This window comes from Vibrio hyugaensis (genome assembly GCF_002906655.1).
In the GTDB taxonomy this organism is placed as follows: domain Bacteria; phylum Pseudomonadota; class Gammaproteobacteria; order Enterobacterales; family Vibrionaceae; genus Vibrio; species Vibrio hyugaensis.
Map to the genome: position 1 here is coordinate 763,813 of NZ_CP025795.1, position 21,476 is coordinate 785,288.

18 protein-coding genes are annotated in these 21,476 nt (G+C 44.1%); 11 read left to right on the top strand and 7 right to left on the bottom strand.

From position 1 onward, the window contains the following. Positions 1–395: 395 nt before the first annotated feature. A complete protein-coding gene (locus tag C1S74_RS20675; RefSeq protein WP_038873779.1) occupies positions 396–1,397 on the top strand; it encodes a sugar-binding transcriptional regulator in 1,002 nt (333 codons plus the stop codon). Between the two features lie 126 nt (positions 1,398–1,523). Next, entirely contained in the window at positions 1,524–2,819 is a 1,296-nt protein-coding gene (locus tag C1S74_RS20680) for a glycoside hydrolase family 18 protein (RefSeq protein ID WP_045397503.1), read from the top strand. A 50-nt stretch (positions 2,820–2,869) separates the two neighbouring features. Here C1S74_RS20680 and C1S74_RS20685 read toward each other — a convergent pair whose 3' ends face one another. The 5 genes from C1S74_RS20685 to C1S74_RS20705 form a co-directional block, all read right to left on the bottom strand. Further along, on the bottom strand, positions 2,870–5,161 hold the full coding sequence (locus C1S74_RS20685) for a bifunctional diguanylate cyclase/phosphodiesterase (protein WP_045397505.1): 2,292 nt from the start codon (positions 5,159–5,161) through the stop codon (positions 2,870–2,872). 21 nt (positions 5,162–5,182) lie between these two features. Beyond that, the gene (locus C1S74_RS20690; protein ID WP_045397508.1) at positions 5,183–6,013 is read right to left on the bottom strand and encodes a sulfurtransferase; all 831 of its coding nucleotides are present in this window, start codon (positions 6,011–6,013) and stop codon (positions 5,183–5,185) included. Between the two features lie 50 nt (positions 6,014–6,063). Further along, positions 6,064–6,363, bottom strand: a complete 300-nt coding sequence (locus tag C1S74_RS20695; protein WP_045463044.1) for a hypothetical protein — start codon at positions 6,361–6,363, stop codon at positions 6,064–6,066. A gap of 153 nt (positions 6,364–6,516) precedes the next feature. After that, a complete protein-coding gene (locus tag C1S74_RS20700; protein ID WP_045397520.1) occupies positions 6,517–6,984 on the bottom strand; it encodes a hypothetical protein in 468 nt (155 codons plus the stop codon). Positions 6,985–6,996: 12 nt separating this feature from the next. Then, a complete protein-coding gene (locus C1S74_RS20705) occupies positions 6,997–9,111 on the bottom strand; it encodes an LruC domain-containing protein (protein ID WP_045397521.1) in 2,115 nt (704 codons plus the stop codon). A 640-nt stretch (positions 9,112–9,751) separates the two neighbouring features. On the opposite strand from C1S74_RS20705, the gene luxC reads away from it, so the two are divergent. From luxC to ribB, 7 genes are all read left to right on the top strand, one after another. Continuing rightward, positions 9,752–11,185: a long-chain-fatty-acyl-CoA reductase LuxC gene (gene luxC, locus C1S74_RS20710; protein WP_045397523.1), complete on the top strand. Its 1,434-nt coding sequence runs from the start codon at positions 9,752–9,754 to the stop codon at positions 11,183–11,185. Between the two features lie 15 nt (positions 11,186–11,200). Then, a complete protein-coding gene (locus tag C1S74_RS20715) occupies positions 11,201–12,118 on the top strand; it encodes an acyl transferase (protein ID WP_045397525.1) in 918 nt (305 codons plus the stop codon). A 35-nt stretch (positions 12,119–12,153) separates the two neighbouring features. Next, positions 12,154–13,221: a luciferase subunit alpha gene (luxA, locus tag C1S74_RS20720; RefSeq protein ID WP_045397527.1), complete on the top strand. Its 1,068-nt coding sequence runs from the start codon at positions 12,154–12,156 to the stop codon at positions 13,219–13,221. Positions 13,222–13,247: 26 nt separating this feature from the next. Beyond that, positions 13,248–14,222 (top strand): luciferase subunit beta, encoded by a 975-nt coding sequence (luxB, locus tag C1S74_RS20725; RefSeq protein WP_045397530.1) that lies wholly within the window; start codon positions 13,248–13,250, stop codon positions 14,220–14,222. An 85-nt stretch (positions 14,223–14,307) separates the two neighbouring features. Continuing rightward, the gene (luxE, locus tag C1S74_RS20730; RefSeq protein WP_045397533.1) at positions 14,308–15,441 is read left to right on the top strand and encodes a long-chain-fatty-acid--protein ligase LuxE; all 1,134 of its coding nucleotides are present in this window, start codon (positions 14,308–14,310) and stop codon (positions 15,439–15,441) included. Positions 15,442–15,446: 5 nt separating this feature from the next. After that, positions 15,447–16,148 (top strand): flavin mononucleotide reductase LuxG, encoded by a 702-nt coding sequence (luxG, locus tag C1S74_RS20735; protein WP_045397536.1) that lies wholly within the window; start codon positions 15,447–15,449, stop codon positions 16,146–16,148. Between the two features lie 22 nt (positions 16,149–16,170). Beyond that, entirely contained in the window at positions 16,171–16,863 is a 693-nt protein-coding gene (gene ribB / locus C1S74_RS20740; protein ID WP_045397538.1) for a 3,4-dihydroxy-2-butanone-4-phosphate synthase, read from the top strand. Between the two features lie 136 nt (positions 16,864–16,999). On the opposite strand, the gene moeB is transcribed toward ribB, so the two are convergent. Further along, positions 17,000–17,749: a molybdopterin-synthase adenylyltransferase MoeB gene (gene moeB, locus C1S74_RS20745; protein WP_045397541.1), complete on the bottom strand. Its 750-nt coding sequence runs from the start codon at positions 17,747–17,749 to the stop codon at positions 17,000–17,002. 9 nt (positions 17,750–17,758) lie between these two features. Next, the gene (moeA, locus tag C1S74_RS20750; protein ID WP_045397544.1) at positions 17,759–18,994 is read right to left on the bottom strand and encodes a molybdopterin molybdotransferase MoeA; all 1,236 of its coding nucleotides are present in this window, start codon (positions 18,992–18,994) and stop codon (positions 17,759–17,761) included. A gap of 288 nt (positions 18,995–19,282) precedes the next feature. On the opposite strand from moeA, the gene folE reads away from it, so the two are divergent. Both folE and C1S74_RS20760 read left to right on the top strand, forming a co-directional pair. Next, a complete protein-coding gene (gene folE, locus C1S74_RS20755) occupies positions 19,283–19,936 on the top strand; it encodes a GTP cyclohydrolase I FolE (RefSeq protein ID WP_042605649.1) in 654 nt (217 codons plus the stop codon). A gap of 277 nt (positions 19,937–20,213) precedes the next feature. Continuing rightward, positions 20,214–21,455 (top strand): NRAMP family divalent metal transporter, encoded by a 1,242-nt coding sequence (locus C1S74_RS20760; RefSeq protein WP_045397548.1) that lies wholly within the window; start codon positions 20,214–20,216, stop codon positions 21,453–21,455. Positions 21,456–21,476: the final 21 nt, after the last annotated feature.

A 21,476-nucleotide genomic window follows, 5' to 3' on the forward strand; every position in this document is an offset into this window, starting at 1 on the left:
TCGGCCAATCGTCTCGTCATAATTAACGAGACATCTGCTCAGCCAACTACGGAAAATTTCGGTACCGAACATTTGCTCTGAACATATGATCGGTAGCTGAGTAAATGATGTGTCCATATTTATCCTATCTATACGGAAAGTCAATCGGGGAAGCTGACTTATAGTGAACTTCATCAACGTTTTTTTCTTGGATGTTTAGTCGTTGAACGAATTAAACGTTTGCCCTTATTGTTCAAGGCTTGAACAGTCATATAAAAGTGATAAATCACTACTGAGAAAATGTTATTGCAGTGAGCAAATGTAACGTTAAAATTGCTAGGTAACATATGCTAAGTCAATGAGCAGATGCTCACTACCACATACAATGTCGATCCTCTAAAAGGGCGAGAAAAACCATGAGCAGTTCTAACCAAGATATTTCTATTGAAAGCACAGACTTGTTGACGGAGATCTCCGTTGCTTATTATCAGGATGGTGCGACGCAAGAAGAAATATCAAAAAAATTCGCGATTTCACGTGCCAAAGTTGGCCGAATGCTAAAGCAGGCACGTGATGAAGGCATTGTCGAAATTACCGTAAAGTATCACCCAGTATTTAGCGCCAAAATTGAACAACGTCTAATTGAACGATTTGGTGTTAAGCGAGCATTGGTTGCGCTCGACCAGCCGAATGAAGAAGCACAGCGATTGCAGGTTTCGGGCTTGGTTTCTAACTATTTAACCAGCACGCTTAAAAATGGCATGGTGGTGTCCGTTGGACAGGGACGTAATGTGTCTTCTGTTGCACATCACGTGGGCGTGATTACCCCGAGAGATTGTAAGTTCGTGTGCGGCATCGGCGGTATTCACCCGCGTGGCGGTATGTTTAACGCGGACCATATTTGCCGACAGTTCGCTAAGAAATACGGCGGTACTTCTGAAACCTTGTATGCACCAGCCTACGCAGAAAACCGCGAGCAAAAAGTAGCCTTCATGCAAAACGCAACGGTAAAGCAAACGCTAGATCTTGCACGTAAAGCGGATGTCGCCCTTGTTGGTATTGGTGATATGAGCGAGAACAGTTACATGGTTGACCTTGGTTGGTTTACTCCAGATGAAGTCGTGCAATCACGATTGATGCAAGGTGTTGTCGGAGACTTTGCTGGATATGATTTCTTTGATATTCACGGGAACGTGGCAAACACTGTCATGAGCGATCGAGTGATAGGTTTAGGGATTGATGAATTCCGTCCTATTGCTGAAGTCATCGCCATTGCCGCAGAAAACAGTAAACCTCTTGCGCTACTGGGAGCATTGAGAACTGGAGTTATTGATGTTATCGCGACGAGCGTGAGTAACGCACTTACCGTTTTGAACTTAGATGAGCAAATGCACGATAGCGAAGCATCAGAGGTTTAGCACAAATAATATGCAACTTATGTAATCAGGCTGAGAGGATTTATAGATCACTCGCAGCCTGATTTCGTTTGCAAGTTAAAAATATTCCTCAGGAGTAGTTTGGAATTGATTACTCTGGAGGAAACCATGAAAAAAACACTTCTCGCAGCTGCACTATTTACGGGGTTAACTGGGGTTGCTCAAGCTGAGCAAAAGGTCGTTGCAGGCTACTTCGCTGATTGGCAATACGCGAATGCTGATAACCCATACACAGTGAAAGACATCCCAGCGGACAACCTTACCCATATTATTTACGCATTTTTAAGCATGTGTGGTCCTCATACTGGCGCGTCGGAAACGGTTCAAAAGCTCGTTGCCAAACAATGCGAAGGCAAAGAACCTTACACCGCGATTCTTGTTGATACCGAAGCCGCGCTTGAGAAAGATTTTGGCCCAGTATCTGTCAAAGTGCCTTACAAGGGGCATTTTGCTCAACTCGCCGAGCTTAAGAAGCGACATCCTGATTTAAAAATTCTGCCTTCTTTTGGTGGCTGGACCATGTCTGAACCGTTTCACGCAATGGCGAAGAACAAGCAAGCGATGGATCAGTTCTCAAAAACGGCCGTCGAGTTGATTGCTCAATACGATTTCTTCGATGGGATCGATCTTGACTGGGAATACCCAGGTGGCGGCGGTTTAACCACATCTCCTTGGAACCCAGATACCAAACTGACCGATGAGCAGAAAGCGTTAGAACGTGATGCATTCACTTATCTTGTAAAAACCATGCGTGGTGACTTAGACGCATTAGCGAAACAAACCAAGCGCGAATATGAGCTTTCCACCGCCGTGGGCGTTGGACCAAAAGCAGCGGGTATTGATTGGAAAGTCGCTCAACCTTATTTGACCAATATGTTCGCAATGACTTACGACTTCCTTGGCGGTTGGGGGCAACAAACGGGGCATACAACCAATTTGCACGCGACCGAACGTAGTTGGTGGGGAATGGGCGCGGACGTGTTCATCAATCAGATGATTGAACTTGGTATCCCGAGTGAAAAGCTCGTTATTGGTGCTGCTTTCTATGGTCGTGGTTGGCAGGGGACGAAAGATTTCTCTGGTGAATTACCGACGCAAGACTTGGTCTCTGAACAAGGAGCTCAGTTTGGTACCGGTGAGAACGGCTACTTCATGTTCTGGGACCTGATGAAGAACTACGGCGCGAAGCAAGGTTACGAATACAAGTATGACGAGCAATCACAAGCTCCTTACTTGTGGAACCCAGAAAAGAAAGTGTTTATCTCGTTTGAAGATCAGCGCTCAATCAAAGCCAAAGCTGACTGGGCTAAACAAGCAAAACTAGGTGGTATTTTTACTTGGGAACTGTCTGGCGATCCGAAGGGGGAGTTGGTTGAAGTCATGTATAAAGAAATGCAAAAGTAAGTCCGCAAAGACACCGCTTCTGCATCTATGATAATTAAAACTGGCCGTCGTTAACCAACGACGGCTTTTTCATTGCTGCTTTGTTGGGCATATTCAACTAAGGATTCAAAAGGCAGTGGCTTGGAGTAGAAATACCCTTGGATTAGGTCACAGCCACAAACAGCAAGCTGATCTCGTTGTTGGCTGGTTTCAACGCCTTCTGCTAATACCTTCATACCAAAGTTTTTACCGATAGCGATGATATTTTGCACCATGTTGAGGGCTTTAGCATCACCTTCGATGTTGTCGACAAAGCTCTTGTCAATCTTTACTTCATCAATGGGTAGTGCTTTTAGCATGCTTAAAGAAGAATAACCCGTACCGAAGTCGTCCAGAGAAATTTTGAAACCTAGTTGGTGCAAGCGCTCACAAATAGGTGCGAACTTATCTAAATCTTCAATGAATAAGTTTTCAGTGATTTCCAACGTAACCCGATTTTGGTCGACGCCATGCTTTTTAATCGATGCCAAGAGGTTATCGACAAAGTTAACTTGAATAAATTGTTTTACTGAGATGTTGATGGACATTTGAATCGGTTGACTTGAAGTTGCCATCAGCCTTGCCATATCAACAAGGCTTTTCTCTATGATCAACTCGCCAAGGCGTACCATTAAGCCTGAGCTTTCGGCTAAAGGAATAAATTCGTTAGGAGGTACAAATCCAAGCTCTTCATCTTGCCAGCGAATCAACGCTTCTACGCCATAAATGTCACCGTTTACGTTCAGTTGAGGCTGATAAACCATAAATAGACTTTGTCTTTCAATTGCTAGCCTTAAACGTTGCTCGATGCGCATTTTGTGTAAATGCGTCGCATGCATTTGTTGATCAAACAAGCTGTAAGTATTGCGCTCTTTCTTCGCTTGGTACATCGCAATATCGGCAGATCGAAGTAACGTATCTAGGTTGTTACCATGTGATGGATAAAAAGCAATACCGATACTGCAGCTGAGTAAGAATTGATTGTCTTTGACAATGTAAGGTTCCGATAAATAATCAATGAGGTCGCGAGCGAGTGTTTTTATGCTGCTATCCTCAACGCGATTCACAAGAAGAATAAATTCGTCGCTGGCTTCTCGGATGATAAATCGCCCTTCAGCTTCAAACGTCTTTAGGCGCTGAGCGATTTGTTTGAGCACTTCATCACCAAACTCATGGCCATGCGCGTCATTTACCGATTTAAAGTTATCAATGTCAATAAACATAAGGCTAAAAGGACTTGAAGCCCCCCCTAGCCATTGGCCAATGTGAGTACGCAGGTATTCACGGTTAGGCAATAGAGTAAGGTGGTCATGATGTGCTTGATATAAGAGCTTTTCTCGCGTTGCTAATTCGTTATTCGCAATTGAGCGAACTAACGCATAGAAGCCAGCCTGGATGAAGATAAAGACGAGGGAGTACAGTGCAAATTGTTCGAAGAACCCGCTTTGGATGTATCTAAGATCGGTAGAAGATGACGCCCAAAGTTTGTAATCTGGTAGATACTTTAATGTCACCAATTGATTGATTCTAGGATCATCCGCGACAATGTTAACCGCGCTAGATAGCGATTTGACGGTGTCCCTGTTCCAGCCATACTTTTTATCTACCTGTTCAAAGACGATCGCTTTTTTATGACCATCGGCAGGGTGATTGTAGCTGGAAACCGTTGCTTGTTCTGCTGATGTGAACGTTAAATAACCATCTTCACGCACTAAGGAAACGCGATTGTGCTCGTTGGCATGAATGTCACTGCGAAATACCAAGGATGAATTCATTTTGAAGCCAGCCGTCATCACCGCAACAACTTCACCTTGTTTGTCGCGAATGGCCTTTCTAATCGGGATAACCAATGAATTGAGCGCAGGCATAAAATACGTTCGCCCGACGACCATATGGTGGGATGTGAGAGCGGCCTGGAACGTGTCTCTGGTTTGCGGGTTATGATTGAGGTTCTTGAGTTTCTGAAGATCGAGATTGGAGCTAATTGCAAGATAATCTCCTTTGGGGTTAGTTAAACCAAATGCAGCAATCGCGGGGTGGATGTGCATAAGGTTATCTAACAACGGTCGCATCTGGAGTGAGGCGGTTCGGGTGAAGTCATTCTGCTCTACAAGCTGATGACCGACGACTTCGAGAAGTGTTTCTTGTGCTTTGAAAAGTGAATCAACCGACGAGGCAAACAGCTCCAGCTGAAGGAGCTGTTTGTCTTTATATTTATCGAGCGTGGATTCGTAATGATAATGACCAAACAGAGAGAACAAGCCGACGCTAATTGCGAAAAGCGTCATGTATAGCGTCCAAATGTTCTTCTTTAATCCGATCATATTGTTTTGATGATTCCTAAATTAGTACTCGATTGGTAGGGATTGCTCTGCGCCCCATTCAGTCCATGACCCATCATAGACGGACAGTTTTTGCATGCCTAACTGATAAGCAGCCAATAACAAAATGCACGCTGTGACACCTGAGCCACAACTGAAAATGATTGGTTTGTCATTATTTATTGTTAGTGCGCTAAATATCTGTTGCAACTCTGAATTTGGTTTAATGTGACCGTCCGTTAAGAGTTCTTGAAACGGCAAGCAAACTGCCCCCGGAATGTGCCCGCTACGTAGACCTTCTCTAGGTTCTGGTACTTCACCTAAGAATCGTGCTTTAGAGCGCGCATCAACAATATTGGCGCTCTGATTGGTTGAGTGAGAGAGAACAGCTTTCGCACTCAGGAACGCTTTTTTATTCAATTTGCCAGAAAAGTTACCTAGCTCCTTTGGTTGAATAAGAGCATCTACAACAGGAAGGCCCGCATCTATCCATGCAGGAAGACCGCCATTCAAGACTCGAACCTTTTCATGTCCCATTGCCTTTAACATCCACCAAGCTCTTGGTGAGGCTAATGTACCTGAGTTGTCATAGAGGATGATTAAATCCTCGTTGTTTAACCCTAGCTGCTGTGCATTGCTGTTGAACTCTGCTTCAGTAGGCATCATGTGTGGCAGGGAAGAGCCGAGTAAACTAAAGTCATTGTCGTAATCAAAGCGCAACGTATCAGGAATCCATTGGTTTTGGATTTTCTTGCCTTCAGATGGAATTTGAAAAGTAATGCTCGCATCTAGGAGCTTCAGATTGGCTTGACCTAAGAGGTTTTTCAATTCATCGGTAGTAATCAGTGCTTGCATGTTTTGTGCTTCCTCATCATGGCATGAAGTCTTAAATGAGCAGAGTAGGCTTATTCGCATTTCAAAAACGTGAGCTGTTGCTCGAAGAGAGAATCAGTGGTCTGGCTGAATGTAGCCAAAGAACCTACTTGGCAATTTACCGTTGCGGGTACAGAGATAGGTGCTTGGCCCTGTTCGGGTAAATCGATGGTTAAGTACCGACGTTGCCCATCAATAGACTGAGTTAAGGTATTACTGATGACTGTTGCAGTAACGACTTCTGTTTTCTCTGATGACGTTAACCAAAGCACCAAAACTAACAGCAGTATGGTACCTGCAAAGACAAAAATATAGGTTTTGGGGTTGTCCAACGTACTTGCCCGCTTATTTCTTAATCCTTCTGTTTTACAACAAAAAAATCGCATGTTCAAAAGAACGATGCGATTTTTAAGCTAAAGCACGGACAATTATGCTGTAACGCCTTGTTGTTCATATCTTAGCAGCCCTTTCGGCTTAGACGATAGCTATAAAGTTAAGCTTGTATCGCTTGCTGAGATAACTCGTTGGATCGGATCGGTACCGTCGTAAAACCAAATCTCGACCAGCAAATCCCCTTGGCTGTCAGACATGTTGAAATCAAAATCTGCTTGACCGTTGTTCAAAGGGATAGAAGCCACTTTACTTGGGTAACTGGCTTTATAGTTACCAGAGTTGTCTTCTTGGAATTCCTTATACAAGCTTAAATGAGCTCGTTGTGAAGAAAAACCACTGATATCGACGCTAAGTGTACCTTCTTTAACCGGATTATAGTTAAAGCCCTCTGGAACGACTAGATCCTGCATGGTGGTCTCTTCTTCCGGAACTGTCACCGCTGCTGGAGGTGCAGGTGGTGGCGTTGAGCTGTCATTGTCGCTGCTTCCGCCACCACCTCCACCACCGCCGCCACATGCCGTTAGTGCTAATCCCATAATGATTGTAATTAAGTATTTCATGATGTTATCTCCCTATGGACGGCTGTAGCATTTGTCGGCTGTTGGTGATTGGTGCCAGTTTTGACTCTCTGTACCGCCTGATTCAGCCCAAGCTTGGAATGCGGGGTACGCTTCAACCATGTCAACTCGTTCTAGGGGCCATTCCCAATCTTCTACAATCAGTAGGGCCCAAGGAAGGTAAGTTGCCGTTTTGAAGTAGTTGTTTGAACCGTTCAAACTTGCATCCACACCTCGACCATACAAGGTCGTGTCGAACTGCTCGGTTGGTGCTTGTCCTGGTAAGTGAACTTCCCATTTTCGACCAGGTTGGAAAGTAATGCCTTCACCATGGTAAGTATCTGGTGTTGCAAAGATGAACGGGTCATATGGCATAGCAGTGAGAGCTGAACGATCGGAACCTTCGGTAAAGTAAATATTGAGCGTGAAATTCAATAACGCAGTATTGGTATCACAGTCAGATTCGGTTCTAAAGAAGGTACAGCCGTTACTGGCCCCTGCGTGAACACTCATGTCTTCACCAATGATAAATATTGCTTCATCAGAGATGGTTTCCAGTCCACTCGACGCCTGTTCTACACCGTCGAACGTCAATGTTGTCAACGTAGTCTCGATACTGTTTCTCGATATGCCCGGTAGTCGGATAGCAAAACCGTTTTTATAGGTTGCACCGTAGGCAACCAGTTTACCGGAGATTTTGATATGTTCGACGTGACCAGCTAAGGTGGTTTCTGTCATTTGGAGGTCAACCACGACATCGTTCATGTCGTAGTCCGCAGTATATGGCCAGTTGTCTTCATAAGCGACGGACGCATAATCGTCTGCACTTGGGAAATGTTCAACAGCGTAGCCATTTGCAGTGATCGTAATCGGGTGGTCTTCCACTTCACCAGACGTTGAACCACCATCATAGTTAAGATCAGTTTGTTGACTAAAGCGGAAGCGACTCCAACTTGAACCCGCTGTTGCTGCGGTAGAAACAATGAACGGAAGAGAGTTGCTGCCAGCAGCTAGAAGCTCGTTGGTGAAAACTTGCTCGCCTTCATCATCAAAGTCACCGTCTCGGTTCCAGTCAAACCATGCGGATAGATAGCCTGAGGTAGAAGCAGTTACCTCAATCACGGAGCTTAAACCAGGGTCGAGTGCTGCAACAAAACCAACGCCGTCTTCATCTGCTGTACCGACTGCGTTATCGTCTGCTTGTCCATCAGTATCGCCATCTGGCCCAATAGCACCAAGCCAGGTAATACCATCGACTTCATGACGTGGTCCGTTGGAGCTCAATGTTGTGTTGTGGCTGTCTGGGGCATCACCGAAATCGATTGGATCATCTTCGTCAATCACCGGAGCGTTGGCACAGCGAGCACCGTCATTTTGGCTTGAACTTGGACCGTTAGATACAAACTCTACAGCAGGGACAATACCTGCAGCGATGTTTGCAGCATTATCGTCTGATAAGTCGATACGATAGATTTTGCCGTCTTGGTTTCTTGATACGTAGTAGTTACCATTTACATCAAAATAGCCAGCGCCAAATGTACCTGTTTCACCGGTATCGCCAATTGCCGCTGCATTACCATTACTTGGGTCAAATCGGTAAAGTACGCCCGAGTTATTATCGATGCCGTATAGAAAGCCATTCCCTGGGTGAAAAGCAAAATCTGTCAAATTCACATTCGCGTTTGATGTGATTTGAGTAATGCTTAACGTTGCATTTGGGTCAGAATCCAGCGGTGAGAGATCGATAGAGAACAGACCTTTACCTTTTCGGTAGAGGTAGTAAACATGGTTATATACGTCACCTACGTAAAAGGTATGGTCGGTGGGTAAGCCCGAAACATTTAAGGTTTCGGCTTGGAAATCCTCACCTAAACGGACGATCTTTTTATTGGTTGTGTCGTAGCCGTAGATGTAGCGGTCGGTAAAATTAAAGCCTACACCATTAATGCCCGATGCCAATCCAGTATCGTCTTCTAGTAAAACCGTTGAACCAGTAACTAGATTTACCCCATAGACTTGAACTGGCGTAGATTGAAATAAATATGCTTTGCTTGGGCAGGTATCAAATGGTGCAGCATTTGCGTATGCGCTAACCAAAAGAGACCCAAGTAGTAGTGATGTCCTTTTCATGATTCGCCCTCTCATTGATTCGTAAGATATGCAATGAAAGGAATGTGCCAAATTTTAAGTTGTTGAAATATAAGGCTTATTATTTTTTGCGTTCTTCATTTTCTAATCTGAATGTCAAAATGACAATCGTAATATACCCAAGTAACCTCAAGATGCTTGGTCCAGAGTGAGAATGACTTGGCTTGAAATCTAAACAAGTTGAGCGTCAAAGCCTTGTTTTATTTGTGGTATTTTTTGTCTATGAATTGCAATTTTGAATATTTTCTTGTGAATATTGCGTCTTATTGCAAAGGGATCTTTTCTGAGATTCGCATAAAAAAGTAACGGAAGAAAGGGGGTTCGCTCGCTTTATTATAAGGTTGCTCTGACAAGTGTAAATTGGATTTATGCACTATTTAATGATTATTGTTTCCAATAAACATAGTGGAAATGATTATTCTAATAATAAAAATTACTGAAATATACGCATTAATTAAATATCACTAATAATTATAGTCAATATAAACTATAGTGTTATCGATCCATAAAAATGCTTATTAATTTGACAAGTGTATTAGTCTTGGTTTTTTTAAATAATTTAGCTTTCAAAATGAAAGTCTAAGCCTTAATGTTTTTCCAAATTAGAAGGAGAGCCTTTGATATGGAAAAACACTTACCATTGATTATAAATGGTCAAATAGTTTCTACTGAGGGAAAAGGTTATGAGATCACTTTTGAAGAAAAAAAAGTAAAGATAGATTCTCTGAACCATGAAATTTTGTCACAAATACTTCATTATGACTTTTTGAGTGATCTAAATGTAAATAATATTATCAATTTTCTTTATACAGTAGGTCAACGTTGGAAGAACGAAGAATATTCGAGAAGAAGAGCGTATATTAGATCTCTAATTACCTATTTGGGGTATTCTCCACAAATGGCAAAGTTAGAGGCAAATTGGATCGCGATGATTCTCTGCTCTAAAAGTGCATTATATGACATTATTAATACCGAGCTTGGGTCTACGCATCTCCAAGATGAGTGGTTACCTCAAGGAGAGTGCTATGTAAGAGCCTTTCCTAAAGGGCGAGTCATGCACTTGCTTGCTGGCAATGTCCCTCTCTCTGGTGTGACATCAATATTGCGCGGTATCTTAACTAAAAATCAATGTATCGTTCGAATGTCGGCTTCTGATCCATTTACTGCCCATGCGTTAGCGATGAGTTTCATCGACGTTAATCCTGACCACCCAATTTCTAAGTCGATCTCTGTATTGTATTGGCCTCATAAAGCGGATACGACGCTTGCGGAAGAGCTCATCAGTCATATGGATGCGGTTGTTGCTTGGGGCGGGCAGGATGCGATTGATTGGGCGGTTAAGCATTCACCTTCACACATTGATGTTTTGAAATTTGGTCCTAAAAAAAGTTTCACGGTTTTAGATGAGCCGACTAACTTGGAAGAAGCGGCTTCTGGCGTCGCTCACGATATTTGTTTTTATGACCAGAATGCTTGCTTCTCTACCCAAAATATATACTTTTGTGGAGACAACTACGAAGCTTTTAAGGAAAAGTTAGTAGAGAAATTATGTCTTTATGAAAATATTCTCCCGAAGTCTAGGCAAAGTTTTGATGAAGAAGCTTTGTTTTCATTTACTCGATTAGAGTGCCAATTCTCAGGTCTTAACGTTATATCGGAACCGGATAATAAGTGGATGATTATAGAATCAGAAGCTGGTGTTGAATATAACCACCCTTTAAGTCGTTGTGTTTATATCCACAAAATAAATAAGGTGGAAGATATTGTTGATTATATCGCCAAGCATAAAACTCAAACGATTTCTTTTTATCCTTGGAGTTCTTCAACTAAATACCGAGATATCTTTGCTAAAAAAGGTGTTGAGCGAATAGTTGAATCAGGAATGAACAATATATTTAGAGCAGGCGGTGCACATGATGCGATGCGACCACTACAACGCTTAGTTCGATTTGTGTCTCATGAAAGGCCATATAGCTTCACCACCAAGGATGTATCTGTAGAAATAGAGCAAACCCGATTTCTTGAAGAAGATAAGTTCTTGGTTTTCGTCCCTTAAATAAGGAAATTTATAATGAAAAACCAATGCAAGACTATTTCTCACGTGTTGAGCGTGAATAATGGTCAGGAAATTCATGTCTGGGAAACACCATCGAATGAAAGTGTGCCCAAAAAAAATAATACCATTCTTATTGCTTCTGGGTTTGCCAGAAGAATGGATCATTTCGCAGGCCTCGCAGAGTACTTGTCTGAAAATGGGTTCCATGTTTTCCGCTATGACTCACTTCACCACGTCGGTTTGAGTTCAGGTACCATCGATGAGTTTACGATGACCACTGGAAAAAACAGTTTATGTATGGTCTATCACTGGCTACAACAAAAGGGCATTTCGAACATCGGCCTCATTGCGGCAAGTTTGTCAGCGCGTGTGGCTTATGAGGTCATTGCTGATCTTGAACTGTCTTTCCTCATTACTGCTGTTGGCGTTGTTAATTTGCGTGACACGTTGGAAAAAGCGCTTGGGTTTGACTATCTCAGTTTACCTATCGATGAGTTGCCAAACGATCTTGATTTCGAAGGGCACAAGCTTGGCTCTGAAGTGTTTGTTCGAGATTGTTTTGAACATCATTGGGATACATTGGAATCTACGCTTGCCAAGGTGGCCAATACGTCCGTTCCGTTAATTGCTTTTACTGCCAATAACGATGATTGGGTAGAGCAAGAGGAAGTGTACGGTATGCTCGGAAAGATCAGCAGTGGCAATTGCAAACTGTACTCCCTGCTTGGGAGCTCCCACGACTTAGGTGAGAACTTAGTCGTCCTCCGCAACTTTTATCAATCCGTGACGAAAGCCGCGATCGCGATGGATGGCGGCCGTTTAGAAATCGATGTTGATTTTGTCGAGCCCGATTTCGAGCAGCTTACCATCGCGACGGTCAATGAGCGCCGTCTAAAAGCAGAAATCGAAAGTCGCTCGCCAGAAATGGCTTAATGCTTATCCGCAACACCAATAAATAAGGAAACGTTATGAAATTTGGAAATTTCCTTCTCACTTACCAACCACCTGAGTTAGATCAGACAGAAGTGATGAAGCGATTGGTTAATCTTGGCAAAGCCTCTGAAGGTTGTGGTTTCGATACCGTTTGGCTACTAGAGCATCACTTTACCGAGTTCGGGCTATTAGGTAACCCATATGTGGCCGCTGCACACTTACTTGGTGCGACTCAAAACCTTAATGTTGGTACCGCTGCGATTGTATTACCAACGGCGCATCCTGTTCGACAAGCTGAAGATGTGAACTTGCTTGATCAAATGTCGAAAGGGCGATTCCGCTTTGGTATTTGTCGCGGGTTGTACGATAAAGACTTTCGTGTATTTGGGACTGACATGGATAACAGCCGTGCGCTGATGGATTGTTGGTATGACTTGATGAAGGAAGGTTTTAACGAACGCTATATGGCGGCAGACAACGAGCATATCAAGTTTCCTAGAGTCCAACTGAATCCAGCAGCACACACTAAAGGCGGAGCTCCAGTTTATGTGGTAGCAGAGTCAGCATCGACAACGGAATGGGCAGCACAACGCGGTCTACCAATGATTTTAAGTTGGATCATCAACACGCATGAAAAGAAAGCCCAGCTCGACCTTTACAATGAAATCGCGGCGGAGCATGGTTACGACGTTACCCAAATTGACCACTGCCTATCTTACATTACCTCGGTTGATCATAATTCAGAGAAAGCCAAAGACATTTGCCGAAACTTCCTTGGCCATTGGTATGACTCTTACGTGAATGCCACCACCATTTTTGACGACTCCAATCAGACCAAAGGGTACGACTTTAACAAAGGCCAATGGCGTGACTTTGTTTTGAAAGGTCATAAAGACACGAATCGTCGTATTGATTACAGCTACGAAATCAATCCAGTAGGCACGCCTGAAGAATGTATCGCAATTATCCAGCAGGATATTGATGCGACGGGCATCAACAACATTTGCTGCGGTTTTGAAGCTAACGGTTCAGAAGAAGAAATCATCGCATCCATGAAGCTCTTTCAATCTGATGTGATGCCATACCTCAAAGAGAAACAGTAATAATTATTTTCGATAAGGAAAGGGACATGAAATTTGGATTATTCTTCCTCAATTTTTTGAACTCAAAACGCTCTTCAGACCAAGTCATTGAAGAGATGTTAGATACCGCTCATTACGCCGACCAACTTAGCTTTGATACCGTCGCTGTGTATGAAAATCATTTTTCGAACTTTGGTGCCGTTGGCGCACCGTTGACGGTTGCGGGTTTTTTACTTGGTATGACTCAAAATCTCAAAGTGGGCTCTTTGAATCATGTCATCACCACTCATCACCCGGTCCGCGTTGCCGAAGAAGCTTGCTTGCTTGATCAAATGAGTGAAGGGCGGTTTGTATTTGGTTTTAGTGATAGTGAGAAAAGTGCGGATATGCGTTTCTTTAATCGTCCGACCGATGCGCAATTTCAGGTGTTTGATGCATGTTATGAAATCATCAATGATGCTTTTTCAACGGGTTATTGCCACCCAGACAACGATTTTTTCAGTTTTCCAAAGATTTCTGTAAATCCGCATGCTTATACCGAAGGTGGTCCCGCTCAGTTTGTGAATGCCACAAGTAAAGAAGTGGTCGAATGGGCAGCGAAGCGAGGTCTCGCTCTTGTGTTTAAGTGGGATGATTCCAATGCGCTGCGCCAAGAATACGCGATGCTCTACAACGATGTCGCAAACGAACACGGTGTGGATATTGCGAGCGTACGCCATAAGCTGACTCTTTTAGTCAACCAGAATCCTGATGGTGACAAAGCAAGAGCAGAAACGCATGAGTACTTAGCAGAGTATGTTCGCGAATCTTATCCAAATAGTGACTTCTCAACAAAAATGTCCGAATTGTTGTCTGAAAATGCAATTGGTACTTATGAAGAAAGTACCCAAGCAGCACGTATCGCAATCGAATGCTGTGGTGCTTCTGATGTATTGATGTCATTTGAGTCAATCGCAGACAAGACGCAGCAAAGAGCGGTCATCGATGTTGTGAATGCCAATATTGTGAAATACCACGCTTAAGATCATACCAACGCATAAAGGGGCTACATAGACGCCCCTTTCTCCATCTCTATGCGCAATCGCGCTTATTTATATAGGCATTTATATGGACGTACTTTCAGCGGTCAAGCAGGAAAACATCGCGGCAAGCACAGAAATCGATGACTTGATTTTTATGGGTACACCGCAGCAGTGGTCTTTGCAGCAACAAAAGCAATTGACATCCCGCCTCGTCACAGAGGCGTACCGACATCATTACCAGAATAACGAGGAATATCGCCATTTCTGTCAATCATTAGGCGTGACAAGCGATATCTCTGACCTTAATGATATTCCCGTTTTCCCAACTTCAATTTTTAAACTAAGAACGTTGCTTACGATTGATGACACTGAGGTTGAAAATCGATTCACAAGCAGTGGCACCAGTGGAATAAAAAGTGTGGTTGCTAGAGACCGGCTGAGCATAGAGCGCCTGCTTGGTTCGGTCAATTTCGGTATGAACTATGTCGGTGACTGGTTCGATCATCAAATGGAACTGGTCAACTTAGGCCCTGACCGTTTTAACGCCAATAATATTTGGTTTAAATACGTGATGAGCTTGGTGGAGCTGCTCTATCCGACGGCTTTTACGGTGAACGAAGAAGAAATCGATTTCGAAGCCACGTTAGCAAACATGGCGCGGATTAAAGAAAAGGGTAAGACAATCTGTCTTATTGGTCCTCCCTATTTTATCTACTTGCTTTGCCACTTCATACGTGAGCAAGGGCAAGATTTCAATGGTGGCAGCGAGCTTTACATTATTACCGGTGGGGGCTGGAAGAAGCACCAAGACCAATCACTCGATCGAAAGGCCTTTAATCAGCTTCTGCTGGATACTTTTGGCTTAGATAGCGTGCAGCAGATCCGAGATACCTTCAACCAAGTGGAGCTAAATACCTGCTTTTTTGAAGACAACGAACATAAAAAGAGAGTGCCTCCTTGGGTGTTCGCTAGAGCGTTGAACCCTATCACGCTTAAACCCGTGCCTAATGGAGAGCCTGGCCTAATGAGTTATATGGATGCATCGGCGGTGAGTTACCCTTGTTTTTTGGTCACTGATGATATCGGTATTGTGAGAGAAGAGCAGGGTGACAGGCCTGGCACAACGGTTGAGATCGTCAGACGAGTTAATACGAGAGGGCTAAAGGGATGCGCACTTAGCCTGTCTCAAGCTATTACAGTGAAGGACGTGAAGGAATAAATGCCATGTTATGTACGATAGAAAAGATAGAACCACTGACTAGCTGTATCTTCCGTGTGGTTTTAAAACCAGACCAATCTTTTGATTTTAAAGCAGGCCAATACATTAACGTCAGCTTAAGCTTTGGCAGCCTGCCGTTTTCTATCGCCTCTTGCCCGTCTGAAGGTGGGTTTCTGGAACTTCATATTGGAGGCTCAGAACTGCGCAATAAGAATATTCTCGTGATGGAAGAGCTGACTAATGCTTGGTTCAGCGGTAAAAAGTTAGAAGTGAGTGAAGCAAGAGGCGAAGCTTGGCTGCGAAGCCAAAGTGTAAAACCACTGTTACTTGTGGCTGGTGGGACGGGCATGTCATACACGCTGAGCATTTTAAGAAACAGTCTGCAGCGCGGGTTTACCCAACCGATCTATGTCTATTGGGGTGCAAAGGACATGGACAATCTCTACGTGCATGATGAGCTCGTTGATATTGCGCTAGAAAACAAAAATGTCAGCTATGTCCCTATTACTGAAGTCTCAAATTCACCTCAATATGCAAAGCATGGACAAGTACTCGATTGCGTGATGAATGATTTTCGCAATCTATCTGAGTTCGATATCTACTTATGTGGCCCTGGGAAAATGGTGGAAGTCGCTCGAAATTGGTTTTGTAAGGAAAGAGGTGCGGAACTCGACCAACTTTACGCTGACGCATTCGCTTACTTATAACAAGTTTCAAGGAGAAGAAATCATGAGTTCTGCATCACTTTTAGAAGAGTTTGGTAATCCGCTGCAAAGAGTCGAAAGGGCGATTGAGGCATTGAAAAATGGAAACGGTGTTTTATTAATGGATGATGAGAACCGAGAAAACGAAGGTGACCTCATTTTTTCAGCGCAGCACCTTACTGATCAACAAATGGCGTTAATGATAAGAGAGTGCAGTGGTATTGTGTGTTTGTGCTTAACCCAAGAACGAGCGAACTGGCTGGAATTGCCTCCCATGGTAGAAGATAACCGAAGTAAAAACCAAACCGCATTTACGGTGTCTATTGAGGCGAAACAAGGTGTAACAACCGGTGTATCAGCAAAAGACCGTGTGACAACGGTAAAAACAGCGATCTACTTTGACGCTCAACCAGATGATCTTGCAAGACCGGGGCACGTATTTCCTTTGGTTGCCAAAACCAATGGTGTATTGACTCGTCGAGGTCATACGGAAGGGACGATTGACTTAATGTATCTTGCTAACCTTGTTCCATCCGGTGTGCTATGCGAACTGACCAACTCAGACGGCACTATGGCAAAGCTTCCTGAAACCATTGCTTTTGCAAAACGTCATGAGATGCCAGTTTTGACAATAGAAGACATTGTTGAATATCGGACGGGGATAGACCTACGAAATGAATATGAAAGCAGCCCAATGAGTGAGGTGAGCTTAACGTAGTCAAATTTAATCCTTAACGCTCCTTTTGTTCAGTGCCTACGCTGACTTTTCCGCCCTTCCTCGGGCGGCTTTTTCGTTTGAGGCACATAAAAATTAACCCGCAATGAGCGGGCTAATCAATGTTGTATTGAATGGGTTAGCTACATACAGGGCAGCTTGGCATTTTCATTAGGTTCATTTCTCGCCAAGACATGCTAAGTGCATCAAGGATTAAAATCTTCCCTTTTTTGGGCTGGCCGTAATTCGCAATAACTTTAATCGCTTCCATCGCTTGAACCGCACCAACGATACCGACAACGGGGGCCATCACGCCTGCTTCAACACAGCTTAGTGCACCATTACCAAACAAAGCACTTAGACACTGGTAGCAAGGCTGAGTTGGGTCGTCGTAAGTAAACACGCTGATTTGACCTTCCATACGAATGGCAGCGCCGGATACCAACGGTGTTTTTGTTGCGAAACACAGGCGGTTAAGTTGATTGCGAGTATCGACGTTGTCAGAAGCATCCACCACAATCGTATGTTCTTCGATCAGTGTTTTGAGTTCTGCATCGTCAAGACGTTTAGCGATGGTTTCTACCGTGATGTGTGGATTCAGTTCGCGTAAAGCCTCGGCCGCTGACTCTACTTTTTTACGGCCGATATCAGCATCATGATGAAGTACTTGACGTTGTAAGTTTGATAGCTCGACAACATCATCGTCTATTAACGTGATCTTACCTAGACCTGCGGTCGTTAAATATTGGCTAGAAGCACAACCTAAACCGCCCGCACCGAGCATCAAAACAGATGCTTGTTTGAGCGCTTCTTGTCCTTCAAAATCAAATTGACGAAGAATGATTTGGCGGTTGTATCGCAGCATTTCTGCATCGGAAAGAATAACCACAACGACGTCCTAGTATAAGGTTGAGTTGAAGAGCTGAATTTGCACGGTTTCACCTACTTCGACACGACCACGTTCACGCTCTAGCACCACAAAACAGTTTGCCAAGCTCATTGAGCGGAATGCACCAGAGCTTTGGTTACCCGTTGTCTCAACCACAAACTTGCCATCTTCTAAGCTATAGATGCCACGTTGGTAATCGGTACGCCCCGGCGCTTTCTTAAATGCCGTTTTGGTTGTCGCCGGAATAGACTCTGGCGCTTTCCATTCAGTATGACCAGCAAGTTTTGCCAGCATTGGTTGAACAAGCACATACATGGTGAGTACGGCAGAAACAGGGTTACCCGGTAGGCCACAGAACCACGCTGTACTTAGTTTACCAAATGCAAAAGGTTTACCCGGCTTGATCGCCAGTTTCCAGAAACCGATTTCACCAAGCTCTTCAAGAATGTCTTTGGTGTAATCTGCTTCCCCAACGCTTACACCGCCGGAGGTAACAACTACGTCAGCGAGTGTTTGTGCCTTTTCAAAGGTAGCTTTCAATGTCGCAGGGCAATCAGGGATGATGCCAAGGTCGACAGCTTCGCAACCGAAGTTTTCGATCAGCGGTTTAATGCCGTAACGGTTGCTGTCGTAGATTTGGCCTTCGTCTAGCGGTTCGCCCAGTGGTTTAAGTTCATCACCAGTAGAGAAGAACGCAACTTTTGGCTTACGTACTACTGTCACATGGCTTACACCAAGAGACGCAATCATCGGAATATCGCGAGGTGTTAAACGCGCACCTTTTGCCAGTACGATGTCGCCTTGCTTGATGTCGTCACCTGTTGGGCGGATGTTATTTTGCGGCTTCACGTCAGTTTGATTGAACTGAATGCCTGCATCCGTGACTTCGGTGTTTTCTTGCATGATAACGGCATCGCAACCTTGTGGGATTTTCGCGCCAGTCATGATGCGAACACAGGTACCTTGAGGCCATTCACCTTCAAACGGTTGGCCTGCAAATGATTTCCCCGTTAGAGGAAGGACCGAAGACGACTCAAGATCTTGAATGCGAATTGCATAGCCATCCATCGCTGAATTATCAAAAGGTGGGACATGGATTGGAGACAAGATGTCTTCTGCCAGTACAAAACCTAATGCGTCAGCAAGTGGAAGGGAGAGAGTAGTTTGGATAGGTTTGATTCGCGATAGCATTTTGTCCATCGCGTCTTCAATTGGCATCAAGCCAGGTGCGTCGCAGCAGCCCATTGAGAAAATCCTGTGTTCTTTTGTTTTGTGGCAACTTTACCATAAAAAGGGGACTGAGTAAGAATGTCCACCTATAAAATATGGGTGTAATTATTCAAAAATCCGAGTATCCTTGTCAGCCATCCAAAAGGGGTAAAATCCTTACGGAGGTCAATAAAATCAGCTCAGTAACTTCATTTGATGTGCCTTGGTGTAAAGACACGAACTGAGCAGCTCAAAGCTAATCGACAGATATCAATATGGATTGAATTTAGCTCGCTTAGCAGAAGTAACAAAAGAGGAAGTGGAATGTCAGGTCTTAGCGAGTCAGCGAAGTTAGTAAAAGAAGCGCTAGAGCAACGTGGTTTGGAAACACCAATGCAGCCAAATAACGTAAGCCGTGAAGAGAAGAAAGAGAAGATCGAGCATCATATGCGTGAGATTTTGAGCCTTCTTCAGCTTGACCTTACTGACGATAGCCTCGAAGAAACCCCGCATCGCATTGCGAAGATGTACGTGGATGAGATCTTCTCAGGTTTGGATTACACCAACTTCCCTAAAATTACAGTCATTGAAAACAAGATGAACGTGAGCGAAATGGTTCGCGTGAAAGACATCACGGTGACTAGCACGTGTGAACACCATCTTGTGACAATCGATGGTAAAGCCGCTGTCGCTTATATCCCACGCGGAAAAATCATTGGTCTATCGAAGATCAATCGAATCGTTCGCTTCTTTGCGCAGCGACCACAAGTGCAAGAGCGCATGACGCAGCAAATTCTCGTTGCGTTACAAACGCTACTTGAGTCGGATGATGTCGCTGTAACCATTGATGCGACGCATTACTGTGTTAAATCTCGTGGCGTGATGGATGCCACTAGTGAAACGACTACAACAGCTCTCGGCGGCATTTTTAAAAGCAACCCAGCCACGCGCGCTGAGTTCTTGCACGGTTTACGCTAAGTAACGCAATGAGTTTTCTAAGAGGATGGCAAACGCCATCCTTTTTTGTATCCCTCTGAAACAAAAAGAAACTGGGAATTGAAACGACAAAAATCATTTATCAAACTCTATGTTGACAGCCATAGGCGAACCACTTAATATCCGCGCCCAGCAAACGGTTGCGAGAGATTTTTTCTTCTATTCACTTTGCTCAATCTGATACTTCAAGTTCAGCTGATCTCGGTCAGTTGTCTTTCTTTTTTCTAATAATAGAAAGCCAACAAAATTGAGACTCGGTATGACCACACAAACCTCCATTAACTCGTCTATTCCTACTTCCAGTCACGCATCGGAAAATAGCTGGCAAAAGAAAGCCATTCTTAGTGTTGCATTCTTAATGGCAACCACTTCTGTGGGGCCGGGCTTTTTAACGCAAACCGCCGTCTTTACCAATATCTACAAAATCGATATGGCTTTTCCTGTTTTCGCATCCATGTTTATTACTTTTGGTATTGTGATGAACCTATGGCGCGTTGTGGGTGTTTCTGGCATGCGCATTCAAGATATTGCGAATAAAGTGAAACCGGGTATGGGTTATGTCGTCGGTATTCTTCTCGCGCTTGGTGCTGTTGCGTTTAACTTTGGTAATGTTAGCGGCTCTGCGCTCGGTATTAATGTCTTGACGGGTGTCGATACGACGTGGGGAGCGTTGTTTACTGGTGTAGTTGGCTGTCTATTATTCGTGGTACACAATGCCTCAAAACGAATGGATCAGATGGCTCGTTACCTAGGTTTGTTTATGATCATTTTGATTGCCTATGTTGCTATGACAAGCCTACCACCAATGGGAGAAACCCTCAGTGCTGCGGTAATGCCAACGGACATGAATAGCTTGTTATTACCAACGTTAACGATTGTGGGCGGTGCAGTTGGTGGATATTACACTGGCGCACAACGCTTGGTTGATATTGGCTTACAAGGTAAAGAAAACGTACCAGCAATCAAAACCGCAGCGTGGGCGGGTATATCTATCGCGGTGGTTATCCGTATTTTGTTGTTTTTAGCCGTGTTTGGTGTGATTGCGACTGGTGCGACGTTAGACAGTGCTAACCCAGCGGCGGATGCGTTCCGCCAAGGCGCGGGTGATGTAGGTTACTTCATTTTTGGCTTGGTATTGTTTGTTGCATCGATTACCTCGGTGGTCGGTAACTCATACATGGCGATTTCTTTAATTAAAACACGATTCCCTGTGGTGGCTCGTAACGAGAAAACATGGTGTGTCGGCTTCATCATTATCACATCGCTTGGCACAGTGACGATGAATATGCCAATTTTACTTCTCATGCTCGCTGGCTTGGTGAACAGTATCATTTTGCCGATTGTTCTCGGTATGGTGCTGGTGGCAACACGCAGAAAAGACATTGTTGGTGACTACAAACACCCAGTTTACTTGACGCTTACTGGTGCGGCGATTGTGGTGGTCATGGCGGCGTCGAGTATGACCAATATCAGCAACTTTATTGCTAAGTTTATTGGCTAATGTTGATTGGGTAATATTAGC

Bases quoted from the DNA above. Each gene is read 5' to 3' on its own strand.
- C1S74_RS20675 (WP_038873779.1), top strand. From the start codon at position 396: ATGAGCAGTTCTAACCAAGATATTTCTATTGAAAGCACAGACTTGTTG.
- C1S74_RS20680 (WP_045397503.1), top strand. From the start codon at position 1,524: ATGAAAAAAACACTTCTCGCAGCTGCACTATTTACGGGGTTAACTGGG.
- C1S74_RS20685 (WP_045397505.1), bottom strand. From the start codon at position 5,161: ATGATCGGATTAAAGAAGAACATTTGGACGCTATACATGACGCTTTTC.
- C1S74_RS20690 (WP_045397508.1), bottom strand. From the start codon at position 6,013: ATGCAAGCACTGATTACTACCGATGAATTGAAAAACCTCTTAGGTCAA.
- C1S74_RS20700 (WP_045397520.1), bottom strand. From the start codon at position 6,984: ATGAAATACTTAATTACAATCATTATGGGATTAGCACTAACGGCATGT.
- C1S74_RS20705 (WP_045397521.1), bottom strand. From the start codon at position 9,111: ATGAAAAGGACATCACTACTACTTGGGTCTCTTTTGGTTAGCGCATAC.
- luxC (WP_045397523.1), top strand. From the start codon at position 9,752: ATGGAAAAACACTTACCATTGATTATAAATGGTCAAATAGTTTCTACT.
- C1S74_RS20715 (WP_045397525.1), top strand. From the start codon at position 11,201: ATGAAAAACCAATGCAAGACTATTTCTCACGTGTTGAGCGTGAATAAT.
- luxA (WP_045397527.1), top strand. From the start codon at position 12,154: ATGAAATTTGGAAATTTCCTTCTCACTTACCAACCACCTGAGTTAGAT.
- luxB (WP_045397530.1), top strand. From the start codon at position 13,248: ATGAAATTTGGATTATTCTTCCTCAATTTTTTGAACTCAAAACGCTCT.
- luxE (WP_045397533.1), top strand. From the start codon at position 14,308: ATGGACGTACTTTCAGCGGTCAAGCAGGAAAACATCGCGGCAAGCACA.
- luxG (WP_045397536.1), top strand. From the start codon at position 15,447: ATGTTATGTACGATAGAAAAGATAGAACCACTGACTAGCTGTATCTTC.
- ribB (WP_045397538.1), top strand. From the start codon at position 16,171: ATGAGTTCTGCATCACTTTTAGAAGAGTTTGGTAATCCGCTGCAAAGA.
- moeA (WP_045397544.1), bottom strand. From the start codon at position 18,994: ATGGGCTGCTGCGACGCACCTGGCTTGATGCCAATTGAAGACGCGATG.
- folE (WP_042605649.1), top strand. From the start codon at position 19,283: ATGTCAGGTCTTAGCGAGTCAGCGAAGTTAGTAAAAGAAGCGCTAGAG.
- C1S74_RS20760 (WP_045397548.1), top strand. From the start codon at position 20,214: ATGACCACACAAACCTCCATTAACTCGTCTATTCCTACTTCCAGTCAC.